The organism is Marinobacter sp. MIT932201 (assembly GCF_047123295.1).
Classification (GTDB): Bacteria; Pseudomonadota; Gammaproteobacteria; order Pseudomonadales; family Oleiphilaceae; genus Marinobacter; species Marinobacter salsuginis.
The window spans coordinates 231,205-245,697 of the sequence record NZ_CP138917.1; the positions used below are offsets into that span (position 1 = coordinate 231,205).

Sequence of the window (14,493 nt, forward strand, 5' to 3'; positions counted from 1 at the left end):
GACCCCAGTTCCACAAAAAAGGCCGGACAGCGTCAGCTGCCCGGCCTTTTTTTTTGCACTGGAAATTGGTGATCAGTCACCGCTCCAGTTGGCTTTCGGGTCCGGTGTCATCCGCAGGTAGGATTTCACCGCCTTGTAGCCTTTCGGGAAGCGTTGTTTGATTTCTTCCTCGTCCTGCAGGGACGGGACGATAACCACGTCGCCACCACGCTCCCAGTTGCCCGGTGTGGCAACCTTGTGCTCGTCGGTCAGCTGCAGCGAATCGATCACGCGCAGAACTTCGTTGAAGTTACGACCGGTGCTGGCCGGGTAGGTAATCATCAGGCGCACTTTCTTGTTCGGATCAATCACGAACAGCGAACGCACCGTGAGGCTGCTGTCGGCATTGGGGTGGATCATGTCGTACAGCTGCGACACTTTGCGATCATGGTCCGCGATGATCGGGAAGTTCACCGAGCAACCCTGGGTTTCGTTGATGTCCTTGATCCACTCGTGGTGGGAGTCAACGGGATCGACACTCAGGGCGATGGCCTTCACACCGCGCTTGGCGAACTCATCCTTCAGCTTGGCGGTCAGGCCCAGTTCCGTGGTGCAGACCGGGGTAAAATCCGCCGGGTGTGAAAACAGCACGCCCCAGCTGTCGCCCAGCCAGTCGTAAAACGAAATCTTCCCTTCACTGGAGTCCTGCTCAAAATCGGGTGCGGTATCTCCGAGACGTAAAGTCATGTGTACTCTCCTTCGATCATGGTAGTGACAATTTCGTTTGTTATACCGGCGAGAAAGCTGCCGGGTTGTATTCTGCTTGTATACGTCAAACCTTGGTGCCATATGAGGCAATTACAAGGGGCTCAAACCCCCAATGCCTTCTCTTTCTCAAAGTGCTCCCGGGTGAGCTTGAACACGACCGGGCTCAGCATCAGCAGCGCTATCAGGTTTGGCAGTGCCATCATGGCATTCAGGGTGTCTGCCACCAGCCAGACGAAGCCCAGGTTGAGGGTGGCGCCAACGGGGATGGCCAGAATCCATGCAACGCGGTAAGGCACAATCGCCTTTACGCCGAACAGGAACTCGATACAGCGTTCGCCGTAGAACGACCAGCCAAGGATGGTTGTAAAGGCAAAAACCGCCAGGGCGATAGCTACAAGATAGTTGCCAACGCCGGGTAGCGCCTCCTGGAAGGCCATGGACGTCAGGGCAGCCCCGGATTCCCCGGAGGTCCAGGTGCCGGAGGTAATAATCACCAGGCCGGTGATGGTGCAGATAATAATGGTGTCGATGAAGGTGCCAAGCATGGCCACCATACCCTGGTTGATCGGGTTACGGGTTTGCGCCGCGGCGTGGGCAATGGGCGCGGAGCCGAGGCCCGCTTCATTGGAAAAGATGCCTCGCGCCACACCGAAACGGATTGCGGCCCACACGGCTGCACCGGCAAATCCGCCCTCGGCGGCGATGGGGCTGAAGGCGTGCTTGATCACCAGGGAAAAGGCGGCAGGGATGTCGGCGGCGTTAATCGCCAGCACCACCAGCCCGGCAATCAGATAGGAAACCGCCATCAACGGCACCAGGGCACTGGCAACATGGCCGATCCTGCGGATGCCACCAATCAGGACCATGCCCACCAGGACCATGAGCACCAGGCCAGTCAGCCAGTGTGGCAGTCCGAAGTTGGTCTCCATGACATCCGCCACCGAATTGGCCTGAACCGTGTTGCCGATGCCGAAGCCGGCAATGGCGGCAAATACGGCGAACAGGACACCAAGCCAGGCCCACTTGCGGCCCAGCCCGTTGCGGATGTAGTACATGGGGCCACCTACGTGATCACCGCGCTCGTCCACCTCCCGGTAGCGCACGGCCAGCACCGCTTCGGAGTACTTGGTGGCCATGCCTACCAGGGCCGTGAGCCACATCCAGAAGAGGGCCCCGGGGCCCCCAAGGAACACCGCGGTTGCAACACCGGCAATGTTGCCGGTGCCCACAGTGGCAGAAAGGGCTGTCATCAACGCCTGGAACGGCGGGATTTCACCCTCGGATTCGGCTCCGGCGGCAGTACGACCTTTCCACATCAGCCGGAAGCCGGCGCCCAGCTTCAGCACCGGCATCAACTTGAGGCCGAGACTGAGGAACAGCCCGACGCCCAGTATCAGAACCAGCATGGGTGGGCCCCAGACCAGTCCGTTTATCTGTCCTACAAATTCTGAAATAGCTTCCATGGGATCTCCCTTTGTATGCCATGGATTGGTATGGATTTTTGACCCGGGTTGGGTATAACCGGTTGAGTTTAGTCAGATATCTTTCCGTGTAAACCGACGGCCCGGGAAAATTGGTGGATTCGGGTGTGATTGCCTATGCTCATAGCAATGGCGACTATCCAACAAGGGGAGGGAATCTGCCCATGCGTTCACTGAAAGTGTCAGATGTCATGTGGAACCACATCGAGCCGGTCCGCTGTGGCACGCAGCTCACCAAGGTGGTGAAGACGCTGCTCCACAATCACGTAACCGGCCTTCCGGTTGTTGATGACCAGCGCCATGTTATCGGATTCATCTCCGAGCAGGACTGTATCCATGCCCTGCTGGTCAGCGGCTATCACCGTGAGGGCGATCCACTTGTTGACGACGTCATGTTCCGGAAACCGGTGACGATTTCGGCAGAGATGGCCGTAGTGGATCTTGCCCAGAACCTCGGTGCGGGCAAGCCAAAGGTGTACCCTGTTGTGGATCACGGCAAACTGATTGGTATTGTCACCCGTACTGCTATCCTGGCCGAGCTGGCGCGCACCGGTTTCGGTCTCGAGCCGCCAAAGCACGCCAGTGCCCTGGACTGAAACACACCTATTTTCTGAATTGAGGACACTATGGAACTCCTATCCACGAACGTCTGTTTCGAAGGCGAGCACCGCCGCTACCGGCATACTTCCGCTACCCTCGAATGCGACATGGAGTTTGCGGTGTACCTGCCGCCCGTGGCAGTGAGCTCCAACCCAAAGAAGGTGCCGGTTCTCTACTGGCTATCAGGCCTGACCTGCACCGACCAGAACTTCATGCAGAAAGCCGGCGCCCAGAAGCGGGCTGCACAGCTCGGCATGGCGATTGTGTGCCCGGACACCAGCCCCCGTGGGGTAAACCTGCCGGGCGAGGACGACAGTTACGATTTTGGCTCCGGAGCCGGTTTCTACATCAACGCCACCGAGCAACCCTGGGCACCCCATTACCGGATGTATGATTATGTGGTGAAGGAATTGCCGCAGCTGATCGAGAACGAATTGCCGGTTACGGACAAACGATCTGTCAGCGGTCATTCCATGGGTGGCCATGGTGCCTTGATCTGCGCCCTGAAAAACCCCGGCCGCTATGCTTCGGTGTCTGCCTTTGCGCCCATTGCCAACCCCACCGAGTGCCCCTGGGGCCAGAAAGCCTTTAGAGGCTATCTGGGGGATGATCCACGCAGTTGGGAAGAGTGGGACGCCACCCTGTTGATCCCGACCGCCCGGGAGCGCCTGCCATTGCTGATTGATCAGGGCACGGCGGACGAGTTTCTGGACAGCCAGCTAAACCCGGATGTACTGGCAGATACCTGTGAGAAGTTCCACCATCACATCAACCTGCGCATGCATCGGGGCTATGACCACAGCTATTTCTTCATTGCCTCGTTTATTGATGATCACCTGGATCATCACGCCGAAGCGCTGGGGCTGTGAGCCGGCTCTATCGGAGAAGTAAGCAGGTCAGGAACGGAAACCCCAGACCAGACTGAAGTCCATGGAGGGCATGATTTCGGGCTCCTCGAGAGCCTGGATACCAAAGTCAGGCTCGCTGGTATCCCGCTCGAAAGTGCCGGTATAACGGTTGCCGCGAGGGCCGAAAATGGCTTTAACGAATGGCCCCCGGGCCCGCACTGGCCGGCGGGTTACCACGCCCACTTCGTTGTTTTCCAGCCGAACCAGAATGCCGGGCGGGAACTCGCCCAGAACCTGCAACAGGGCCTTGGGTATGGCCGGGCGATACTTGCCGTCTGCAAGATTGGCAATCAGCTTGCGGGCGTTGGCCACGTTCATGCGCTGCCGGTAGGCCCGTTTGGTGATCATGGCCACGTAGCGTTCTGCCAGTGCCAGGATTTCCGCTTCTGGCCGTATTTCGGTGCCACTGAGGCCTTTTGGATAGCCGCTGCCATCAGCCTGTTCGTGGTGTTGGGCGATGATGGTGAGCAGTAGCTTGTTGTCGATGCCTGCGGCCCTGAGGGCCTGGATGCTGCGTTGCGGGTGCTTGCGAATCACGCTCCGTTGCTCGTCGTTGAGGACCGTATTGGACGCATTCAGCTTGTCGGCAATGGGCACCAGTGCAAGATTGGCCGTCAGGGCCGCGGCAGTCAGTACGGCAACCCGGCTCTCCTCAAGGCCGAACTGACGGCCAATGAACTGGCACAGAATGGCATAGAACAGGATTTGCTCGTGAATGACCGGACCGATCGAGTAAAGATGAACCAGCGCCAGGGTTGCGTCGGGTGACTCGGTGCAGGTGCGCTCAATCATCCGGGCCAGGCCCAGCAGGCGTTTCTGTGCCGAGGGGTCGGATTCGGTGATGGCGTTCAGGGTTGCTTCAAGGGAATGCAGCAGATCCGGGTAATCGGCAAACGGGTTGCGATCCCGTGTATCCTCGAAGACCTCTTCCTGGGGACGCTCTATCTTGCGGGGTTTGAATCGGCCCCGTTCGAACAACTGTTCCAGCTGGGAGTTGGTCTGAATCACGTAGCCCTGGCGCAACAGGATATTCCCGTCGGTGTCATAGACATCCCAGGGCAGGGGGCGGCCGATGGTCAGCGCGCCTGGAGCGATTCGAACAAGTTCGGTCAAATCAGGTGTCTCGTGTACAGGTTAATTATTTAGCATGGTAAGTGTAACCCTGAATGCCTGTGGGGCTCCACTTAAGCAGCCACGACTGTGGCCATGGAAAGGCATGGTTTTACCTGATTTTACGGCCTGGCCTGTTCTTTGATAGAAAAAAATGAGCAGACGTTCACACTTTGTCTTTTTTGATAGAGAATGTGTAAAGAATCGTATTCCCGTAACGATCATTCAAGTTGCGTGGGCTATTCTGGAATTCAGGATAATACTTTTATTGGACGAATAAGCTAAATGCTCTACCGCCTAAGAACGGATTTCAGGCTATCCATTATTACCCTGCTCGGTGCCTCTGCCATTCTGGGCATTACGCCCTTTGCGGTCATGCGCTTCATGCAGGGTAATGTGTTGGCGGGACTAATGGATAGCTCGATTCTCCTCGGTATCCTGGCTGCCGTCGTCTATGCCTGGGTGACCGGAGATACCCGTAGAAGCGGTCTGGCGTCTGCGGTCATTGCCTGTTCCGGTGCGGTGGCGGTGGGGACTGTGGTGGGCGAGCCCGGGCTGTTCTGGCTCTATCCATGCCTGGTAACTACCTTCTTCCTTGCCAATCCCCGAATCGCCGTTGTTCTGAACATTTCTTCGGTTCTGGTGCTAATGGTTCATGGCGGTGCCTTCCGCTCTGACGTCCAGATGTGGTCCTTTGCCTCAACAGCCTTCGTGGTCAGCGCCTGCGCCTATGTGTTTGCCCACAGGAACCACGATCAGCGGGAGCGCCTGGAGCACCTGGCAACCATTGATCCGCTCACCGGCATCAAGAACCGGCGGTCAATGGATCAGGAGCTGGATCTGGCCGCAGCCAATGCCGAGCGTACCGGCCTGCCCTACGCCCTGGTTCTGCTGGATATCGATCATTTCAAGAGAATCAACGATGAGTATGGCCATGGTGTCGGCGATGATGTGCTGACCGATCTGGTTGCGCTGCTGAGACAGAACACGCGCAAATCGGATCAGCTGTTCCGGTACGGCGGTGAGGAGTTTGTACTGCTCCTGCCAGGGGTTGATGGCATTGGTCTCAAGGCCGTGATGAACAACCTGCAGCAAGTGTTGCGCAAATACATGAAGCACCCCGGTGGGGCGGTTACCGCTTCATTCGGTGTGGCGTTGCTCCGGCATGGGGAAAGTGTCGATAGCTGGCTGGCCCGGGCCGACACCGCGCTGTACGAAGCCAAGGAAACCGGTCGGGACCGGATCGTATTTGCGGATCTTCATGAGGCGCCGGAACCGGCAGCCGATGCCGTCTGACTGTTATCAGGCGCATAAAGGAACAGTCTCCAGCCCAACAGAATGCTGGCAGATGCCAGTCCACCAGTCAGGCCCACCCAGAAACCGGCAGCGCCCATGGCCGGCACCAGCCAGTCTGTGAACGTCAGCAGATATCCCAGTGGCAGGCCTACACCCCAGAATGAAAACAGCATGATGAACATCGGAATCCGGGTGTCCTTGTAGCCGCGCAACGCACTGATGCAGGTTACCTGGATAACATCGGCAATCTGGAACAGGGCCGCGAACATCAGAAGCCTCACGGTCACCGCCTGAACCTCTGTATCACTGGTGTAGAGTGCTGCGATTTCCCGGGAAAACGCAAACAGCAGTATTGCAAAAACCAGCGCCGTGGCGGCGGCGAGAATCAGGGAACTGCGGGAAATCAGCCTTGCAGTGGCAGGCGCCCGGGCACCCATCAGGAAGCTGACTCGCAGCGTCAGTGCCATGCCTATGCTCAGTGGCAGCATGAATAGCAAAGACACCACATTCAGCGCTATCTGATGGCCGGCCACCACCACCGGGCCAAGGGGAGCCAGAAACAGGGCGATCACCGAGAACAGACTGGCCTCGACGAAAATGGTAAAGCCGATGGGTACGCCGATGCCGAGGATATAGCGCATGCCTGCCAGATCCGGCTTGACCCAATCGGCAATCAGGTGGAACTGGCGGTACACCCGGCTGCGGTTCAGATACACCAGCAAGGCTACTGCCGCGACGCCGTTGGAAATGGAAGTGGCCCAGCCGCAGCCAACCCCACCAAACGCCGGCAGCCCCAGCTTGCCGTAGATGAAGATGTAGTTCATCGGCAGGTTGATCAGTGTACTGAGCACGGAGAAGGCCATGATCACGCGGGTGTGCCCGAGGCCATCGGTCAGGCCCCGAAGTGCTGTCAGTAACAGCAGGGCCGGAATACCCCAGGCAAAGGCATTGAGGTAGCCCTGGGTAATGCGTGCGGTGTTGGCCTCCAGGTTCAGAAGCGCCAGTACCGGATGCACATGGGTCAGCAGCCCTATCATGATCACGGATCCGGCGGCGGCCAGATACAGCCCCTGCCAGGTGGCGGGCATGATTTTCCCCACGTCCCGGGCACCGTTGTAGCCTGAAATAATGGGTTGCAGGGCTCCCAGCATGCCCATGAAAAACAGGAACAGGGGCATCCACAGGCTACTGCCAATACCCACCGCCGCCAGGTCCTCAGCACTGGCGTGGCCGGCCATGATGGTATCGATCACGCCGTTGGCCATCTGGGCGACCTGGGCAATCAGGATCGGCCCGCCCAGAATGGCGAGGGTTCGCCACTCGGTGAGAGTTCGGGCCACCAGCGGCTGTCTGGGTTCCGGTAATGGCTGGTGGATTTCATCCATTGGGTGCTATCCGGTGCTTCTGCACTGCAAGTTTCTCCCAAAACCGTTAAAGTACGCGCCTCGATCACAACAGATGGCAGTGGCGATGGGACTTCTGGTTTTTGTTACCGTTCTGTGGGCGTTTTCTTTCAGTCTGATCGGCGAATTTCTGGCCGGCCAGGTAGACAGCGATTTTGCGGTGCTCAGCCGTGTTCTGCTCGGTGCTCTGGTGTTTTTGCCGTTCACCCGCTGGCGTGGCGTGGCTCCGGGACAGAAGCTGGGCATCCTGGTAACCGGCATGTTGCAGTTCGGTATTACCTACCTGTGTCTTTACCGGTCTTTCAGCTACCTGACTGTTCCGGAAGTGCTGCTGTTCACGATTTTCACCCCGCTGTATGTGACCCTGCTGGATGACGCGCTGTTTCGCCGGTTTTCACCGGTGGCGCTCCTTGCGGCGGCCATCGCGACTGTTGGCGCGGGTATCATACGCTACGATGGGCTCAGTGAGGACTTTATCACTGGCTTCCTGTTGCTGCAGGTGGCGAATTTTACGTTTGCCGCCGGCCAGGTGGGATACAAGCATGTCATGCAGCATTACCCTACCGGCATGCCTGCTTACCGCACCTTCGGCTATTTTTTCTTCGGCGCCCTGATCATTGCGCTGCCATCCTTCCTCATTTTCGGTAACGCCGAGAAACTGCCCACCACCCCGGTGCAGTGGGGCATCCTGGCGTGGCTGGGGCTTGCTGCCTCGGGCCTCGGCCTTTTCCTCTGGAACCGCGGTGCCTGCGTGGTGGATGCCGGTACTCTGGCAATCATGAACAATGCCCTGGTGCCTGCGGGCCTGGTGGTCAACCTGCTAATCTGGAACCGTGATGCCGATTTACTGAGGCTGGCAATTGGCGGTGGCGTGATTGCTTTCTCGCTCTGGGTCAACGCCCGTTTTCATCCCCGGGCCAGGTTGGCCGCTGCAACATAAGTAGCTGCACGGACTAAGGTTCCGGCTGAGGCTGCCGTTACACTCCTCATACGCAGGGTAACCTTTGATGAATATCAATGATGTTCATCGGAGCTTACCCTTGTTCGCCTGTATTTATTCCCGTGGTCAGCTCCGAGTCAGAAGGTCTGTTTATGCGCAAGAATCTCCCGGTCACCCAGCGTGAAATCAAAATGCGGAAAGGCGGGCGTTTGATTACCACCACGGATTTGAAGGGCGTTATCACCTACTGCAATGACGAGTTTGTGGAAATCAGCGGCTTTTCACGGGATGAACTGGTTGGCCAGGCCCACAACATTATCCGCCACCCGGACATGCCCCAGGCCGTGTTCAAGAATATGTGGGATTACCTGAAGGCCGGCAAGGCCTGGATGGGAGTGGTAAAGAACCGGGCCAAGAGCGGCGACCATTACTGGGTCAGTGCTTACGTTACGCCGATCCGTGAGAACGGCCAGATGGTGGGCTACGAATCTGTGCGGGTAGAGCCGACCCGCGAGCAGATCGTCCGTGCCGAGCGACTTTATGCGAGGATCTCTGCCGGCAAGAGTCTTGCTGGTTTCGGAAGCGCGATTGGGTCGGTCGCGAAGTCGGGTTGGCCGTTCGTTGTGTCGCTGGTTGCCAGTCTCGTTGCCCTCTGCTTTGACCAGACATGGCTTGCCGCCAGTCTGGTTGTGCTCGGTCATCTTTTTGGCGCGACCTTTATTCTTCGCTCTGTCCGTTCCCGGATGTCGGGTCTGTTGGCGCTGTGCTCTGACGCCTTCAGGGACCCCATCGTGGCGCGGACCTACAGTGATGAGACCGGCGGGTTTGCGCAGCTCGCCATGGCGCTTCTGAGCGAACAGGCAAGGATTCGTACCGCGCTCGCACGCATCGAGGACCAGGCCGAGCTGCTTTATGACCAGGCCCGGGCCTCCCACGGGTATATCAGTGATGGCGCGTCGGCCATTGCCCGGCAGCGGGCGGAAACCGACCAGACGGCCTCGGCCATTAATGAAATGACGGCCTCGATTCAGGAAGTGGCCGAGTCGGTCACCAGCAATGCCCGGGAAGCCGAAGAGGCCAATCGTCTGGCCGGTGTTGGCAGCGACCGGAGTGCCGAGGCGCTGGTGGCAATCGAGGAACTGGTAACCCGTGTAAACGGGATTGGCGCAACCATCAGCAAGCTGGGTGAGTCCACCAACAGCATCGGTGAAGCCGCCAACCTGATTTCCGAGATTGCCGAGCAGACCAATCTGCTGGCCCTGAACGCGGCCATTGAAGCGGCCCGCGCGGGAGAACAGGGTCGCGGCTTCGCCGTGGTGGCCGACGAGGTGCGCTCTCTTGCTCGCCGCACGCGGGAATCCACCGTGCGCATCCAGAACGTCATCGACGACTTCCGACAGCAGGTGGACTCGGCGGTTCAGGCAACCCGGGACGGCGAAGCCGTGGCCGGCCAGGGGCTCGAGAAGGTGCGGGGAGCCGAGAGCTCCCTCAAGGATATTGTTACGTCCATCCAGACCATTTCCGACAGCTTTATCAGCATGTCCGCGGCCTTTGAGGAACAGAGCCAGGTGTCCGACGAGATCAATCGCCAGATTACCAACATCGCCGAGCTGGCCGATCACAGTGACGCCCAGGCGGACTCTGCCAAGCAGAGCAGCGACCGGCTGAGCGCCATGTCCCGTGGTCTGAAAGACCTGATCGCCAGGTTTATCAGCAAAAACGGCTAGTTAGCTTTTCCTGCCTTGCCCTCCCGCCGGATCTACCGGGTTCGAGAGGGCGCCAGCACTGGCATCGACGCGCCAGTGCTGGCAGAATCCCGCCCCAAATGCCCCGGCAACGCCGTGGCTATCCCTTTTTGAAGACATTCCTCAGCCAAAAGCACAGGAACACAACATGACTCAGTCCAACTCGGTTTCGGGCAACGGTTCAGGGGCCGCTCGTGGTCTCTGGTCCTCCCGGTTGGCGTTTATTCTGGCGGCAACCGGTTCGGCCGTCGGTCTCGGTAATATCTGGAAGTTCCCCTACGTTACCGGCGAAAACGGTGGTGGCGCCTTCGTGCTGGTTTATCTGCTGTGTATCGCAGTGATCGGTATCCCCATCATGATGGCGGAAGTGTTTATCGGCCGGAATGGTCGACATAACCCCATCACCAGCATGCGGCTGGTGGCAGAGCGCAACCTCAGCGCGCCGGGCTGGCGGATCTCGGCCATCATCGGGATGATCGCGGCCTTTGTGATCCTCTCTTTCTACTCGGTGATCGGCGGCTGGGCGGCGTCCTATGTGGGACATGCCGCCATGGGCGACTTTACCGGTGGCACCGCAGACTCCATCGGTGAGTTGTTCGGCGGCCTGCTGGCCAGCCCCGGGCAGCTGCTGCTCTGGCACACGATCTTCATGGCGCTGGTTATTCTGGTGGTGTCCCAGGGACTGAAAGGAGGCCTGGAACGGGCCGTTACCATCCTGATGCCGGCCCTGTTTCTGTTGCTGCTAGTGGCGGTAGGTTATGCCACCACAACAGGCCATTTTGGTGAGGCCGTCAGCTTCCTGTTTACGCCGGATTTTGGTGCCCTGACCATCAACGGGGTTCTGATTGCCCTTGGCCACGCCTTTTTTACCCTCAGCCTCGGTATGGCCATCATGATGGCCTACGGTTCCTATCTGGGTCGGGATGTGTCCATTGGTCGCACCGCTGTCAGCGTGGCCATCATGGATACCGTCGTCGCACTCCTGGCCGGCCTGGCCATTTTCCCGGTAGTGTTTGCCAACGGTCTGGAAGCCGGTGCCGGTCCCGGACTGATTTTCCAGACCCTGCCGCTGGCCTTTGGCAATATGCCCATGGGCGGCCTGTTTGGCACCCTGTTCTTTATCCTGCTGTTGTTCGCCGCCTGGACCTCCGGTATTTCCCTGCTGGAGCCGGTAGTTGAGTGGGTTGAGGAAAAAACCAGCCTGGCCCGTACAGGCAGTTCCATCCTTGTCGGTGTGCTCTGCTGGGCGCTGGGCATTGCTTCGATTCTGTCGCTGAATGTCTGGGCCGACGTCGCGCCGCTCGCTATGTTTGAGCGCTTCGAAGGCAAGACCATCTTTGACCTTCTGGACTTCTTCACAGCCAACGTACTGCTGCCGCTCTCCGGTTTGCTGACGGCAGTATTTGTCGGCTGGTTCGTGGCCAAAGAATCGCTGAAAACCGATCTGGCCCTTCAGGGTGGAGCCTTCACCCTGTGGTACAACCTGATCCGGTTCGTGACTCCCATCGCAGTTGCCATTGTGTTTGTTTATAACCTGATGTCGTGATGCCTGCCTGAGCGGCCTGATGGCTGCTCGCGCACAAAAAAAGCCCGGCGGGTTAAACCGTCGGGCTTTTTGTTTTTCGGCACTCAAGTATCAGTAGTTGCCAGCTTCCCGGAGGGCATCAACATGGGGGCGAACCGCTTTTATGTCCGCCGGAGGCGCATTGCTGGCGCTCTGAATCGCGCCCATGGCGCCCTCCATCATCGCCCGCATCTGGGCTTTTTGCTGGGCGGTCATATTAGGGTTGTTTTCAATCTCGGCCATGGCCGCGTTCATTTCTTGCTGGGCTGCCGGGCTCTGCTGCTCCATCTCGATGGCCATCCAGGCCTGGAAGATCCGGTCGCCGGTTGCCGCCCACTCTTCAAGGCTACCGAAGCCGTGGTCCTGAACCAGATCTTCAAGTTTGCCATAGGCCTGATGTCCTTCCAGCTCGCTCAGTGAGTCTGAAAACATGTTGGAGAAGTCAGGCATTGAGCCATCGTTTGGTGAGTCCATTTCATCGCCCAGATCATCAAATTCGGAGCTCAGTTGCTCTGCGGCTTTCAGGCTCTCGATAAACGATGAGATGGTCTGGTCGGACAGGCCCTGGGCCTGGGTGCCCGCGGAAAACAATGCGAACAGGGTAAACAGGGTTGTGATGACTGCAGTGTGTATGGATGCCGGTAATGGGCCGCGCATAAGCGTCTCTCCTTGTGTTGGGCCCCGGATTCCTTATGCCGGGAGCCCTATGAGAGTAGCGCTTTCACGGATTCACTGCCAAATTTTTGCTGTGCCCCGGTTCAGAAAAACAGATCCGGCAGCCATGTGGCAATTTCCGGGAAGATCATGATCAGGATGATGCCGATGATCTCCACAATCACGAAGGGAATGATCGACTTGTAGATATCCTTCATGGTGATCGACGGCGGCACGATGCCCTTCAGGTAGAACAGGTTGAAGCCGAAGGGTGGCGTCATGTAGCCGATTTCCATGTTGATCACGAACAGGATGCCGAACCAGATCGGATCGAAGCCCAGGGATTCCACGATCGGCATGAACACCGGCAGGGTGATCAGCATGATACCCACCGGATCCAGCACCATCGCCAGCAGGAACACGATTACCATCATGGCGATGATGATGCCCCAGGGCCCGCCGGGCACCATGTTCATCAGGCCCTCAATCAGTTCCTGGGCGCCCATGCTCTGGTAGGCGGCGCTGAAGGCATGGGCGGCAAACAGGATCCACATGATCATGCCGGTGAGCTTGAAGGTGCGGATTGCTGCTTCCTTCAGGATGCTCCACTTGAATTGTTTGTAGACGGCCGCTGAGATGAGAGCGCCCAGAACGCCCATGGCAGCGGCTTCGGTCGGGGTGGTGATACCGCCGATAATCGAGCCCAGAACCATGACGACAACGCCGATAGGCAACAGCACAGCTCGCAGAGCCCGCAATTTCTCTGGCCAGGTGCCTCGCTCTTCCTTGGGCAGCGCCGGCGCCAGCTCCGGCTGCAGGTGGCAACGCACAAGGATGTAGATGGCGGTCAGCACCATCAGCAGAATGCCCGGCATGATGCCGGCAGCAAACATCTGCCCAACGGAAACGCCGGTGATCAGGGCGTAGAGGATCATCAGGATGCTGGGCGGAATCAGTATGCCCCAGCCGCCGCCGGTATTGATCACGCCCAGGGCCATGTTTTTGTCATAGCCCCGTTCCAGCATCGACGGCAGGGCGATGGTGCCCATGGCCACCACCGCAGCACCGCTGATGCCGACCATGGCAGCAAACACCGCACAGATGCCAAGAGTGCCCAGAGCCAATCCGCCTCTCAGGCCCCCGCACCAGAGATGCATCATCCGGTAAAGATCCCGGGCGACACCGGTACGCTCCAGAATCATCGCCATGAAGACGAACAGAGGGATGGCAACCAGGGTGAAGCTTTCCATGGTGCCCCAGATCTGCGAGGCCACCATGTAAAAAGAGTCGAAGCCCCATGTGAAATACAAGAACACCACCGAGACGCCACCGAGAACAAACGCCAGCGGCAGGCCCAGCAGCAGGAAAAACAGTAGCGAACCGAAAAACAGGAGGGTCAGGGCTTCAATGCTCACAGCTGATCTCCTTCAGACTCGGCTTCTTCGGGCGTGTAGTAATCCAGGTTGAAGGCCACGGCGATGTCTTCAAGCAATTTGACCAGTCCCTGCAGAACCAGGAGAGCGGTGCCGACGGGAATGGCCAGCTTCACCGGCCAGATGGGGGGATTCCACGCCGAATAGGAGGTTTCCCAACTGGACATGGATTCCTGCGCCATGTCGATCCCGAACCACAGCAGAGCAAGCGTGAAAATGAAAAAGACCAGGGAGGTAACGATGTCCAGGGCCGCGCGCTTGCGGGGCTTAAGGTGCGAATGCAACAGATCCACGTTCACGTGGCCCCGATGGGCCATGATGTAGCCGCCGGACATCACCGCGTAGATGCCAAACAACATCTGGGTCAGCTCGTTGGTCCAGACCGTAGGGGAGTTGAGCAGATAACGGAAGCCAACTTCCAGAAGCAGGAACACGAACATCGCGAAAATGAGGAGGGCCACCCACCGGCCGATAAAATCATTGAGACGGGTAACCCCCCTCATGAATGCGGCGATCATCACACTCACGGCAATCTCCCACGGGATGCTGGTTTGGTTCGGGGAAAGAAAGGCCGGAGTCGAAGACCCCGGCCCTGGTCAGAACACTGGTCGA

General features: G+C 58.4%; 13 protein-coding genes. 6 read left to right on the forward strand and 7 right to left on the reverse strand.

Features of this window, described 5'->3' with window-relative positions:
* Positions 1 to 72 precede the first annotated feature (72 nt).
* Together SIC15_RS01035 and SIC15_RS01040 are read right to left on the reverse strand one after the other, a co-directional pair.
* Positions 73 to 726 (reverse strand): peroxiredoxin, encoded by a 654-nt coding sequence (locus SIC15_RS01035; RefSeq protein WP_069182577.1) that lies wholly within the window; start codon positions 724 to 726, stop codon positions 73 to 75.
* A 122-nt stretch (positions 727 to 848) separates the two neighbouring features.
* Positions 849 to 2,210, reverse strand: coding sequence for an alanine/glycine:cation symporter family protein (locus SIC15_RS01040; RefSeq protein ID WP_064229278.1), 1,362 nt, complete (start codon positions 2,208 to 2,210; stop codon positions 849 to 851).
* Between the two features lie 182 nt (positions 2,211 to 2,392).
* On the opposite strand from SIC15_RS01040, the gene SIC15_RS01045 reads away from it, so the two are divergent.
* Positions 2,393 to 2,824, forward strand: a complete 432-nt coding sequence (locus SIC15_RS01045) for a CBS domain-containing protein (protein ID WP_008176998.1) — start codon at positions 2,393 to 2,395, stop codon at positions 2,822 to 2,824.
* A gap of 30 nt (positions 2,825 to 2,854) precedes the next feature.
* Entirely contained in the window at positions 2,855 to 3,697 is an 843-nt protein-coding gene (gene fghA, locus SIC15_RS01050) for an S-formylglutathione hydrolase (RefSeq protein ID WP_412536893.1), read from the forward strand.
* A gap of 27 nt (positions 3,698 to 3,724) precedes the next feature.
* Here the strand turns inward: fghA and SIC15_RS01055 are convergent, their stop codons facing one another.
* Entirely contained in the window at positions 3,725 to 4,849 is a 1,125-nt protein-coding gene (locus SIC15_RS01055) for an HD-GYP domain-containing protein (protein WP_412536894.1), read from the reverse strand.
* 282 nt (positions 4,850 to 5,131) lie between these two features.
* Between SIC15_RS01055 and SIC15_RS01060 the strand changes: the two genes are divergently transcribed.
* Positions 5,132 to 6,142: a GGDEF domain-containing protein gene (locus SIC15_RS01060; RefSeq protein ID WP_412536895.1), complete on the forward strand. Its 1,011-nt coding sequence runs from the start codon at positions 5,132 to 5,134 to the stop codon at positions 6,140 to 6,142.
* On the opposite strand, the gene SIC15_RS01065 is transcribed toward SIC15_RS01060, so the two are convergent.
* Positions 6,106 to 7,527: an MATE family efflux transporter gene (locus SIC15_RS01065; protein ID WP_412536896.1), complete on the reverse strand. Its 1,422-nt coding sequence runs from the start codon at positions 7,525 to 7,527 to the stop codon at positions 6,106 to 6,108. The two genes, SIC15_RS01060 and SIC15_RS01065, sit on opposite strands and share 37 nt — an antisense overlap.
* Before the next feature lie 85 nt (positions 7,528 to 7,612).
* Here SIC15_RS01065 and SIC15_RS01070 point away from each other — a divergent pair, with 85 nt between their 5' ends.
* From SIC15_RS01070 to SIC15_RS01080, 3 genes are all read left to right on the forward strand, one after another.
* Complete coding sequence (locus SIC15_RS01070; protein ID WP_412536897.1) at positions 7,613 to 8,485, forward strand: carboxylate/amino acid/amine transporter; 873 nt, start codon at positions 7,613 to 7,615, stop codon at positions 8,483 to 8,485.
* Between the two features lie 152 nt (positions 8,486 to 8,637).
* Positions 8,638 to 10,212 (forward strand): PAS domain-containing methyl-accepting chemotaxis protein, encoded by a 1,575-nt coding sequence (locus tag SIC15_RS01075; RefSeq protein WP_412536898.1) that lies wholly within the window; start codon positions 8,638 to 8,640, stop codon positions 10,210 to 10,212.
* Between the two features lie 166 nt (positions 10,213 to 10,378).
* Positions 10,379 to 11,776, forward strand: coding sequence for a sodium-dependent transporter (locus SIC15_RS01080; protein WP_412536899.1), 1,398 nt, complete (start codon positions 10,379 to 10,381; stop codon positions 11,774 to 11,776).
* Between the two features lie 90 nt (positions 11,777 to 11,866).
* On the opposite strand, the gene SIC15_RS01085 is transcribed toward SIC15_RS01080, so the two are convergent.
* From SIC15_RS01085 to SIC15_RS01095, 3 genes are all read right to left on the reverse strand, one after another.
* A complete protein-coding gene (locus SIC15_RS01085; RefSeq protein ID WP_273095741.1) occupies positions 11,867 to 12,451 on the reverse strand; it encodes a hypothetical protein in 585 nt (194 codons plus the stop codon).
* 101 nt (positions 12,452 to 12,552) lie between these two features.
* Positions 12,553 to 13,863, reverse strand: a complete 1,311-nt coding sequence (locus SIC15_RS01090; protein ID WP_412536900.1) for a TRAP transporter large permease — start codon at positions 13,861 to 13,863, stop codon at positions 12,553 to 12,555.
* Positions 13,860 to 14,399: a TRAP transporter small permease subunit gene (locus SIC15_RS01095; RefSeq protein WP_153634439.1), complete on the reverse strand. Its 540-nt coding sequence runs from the start codon at positions 14,397 to 14,399 to the stop codon at positions 13,860 to 13,862. The genes SIC15_RS01090 and SIC15_RS01095 overlap by 4 nt, the downstream gene beginning before the upstream one ends.
* Between the last annotated feature and the right edge of the window lie 94 nt (positions 14,400 to 14,493).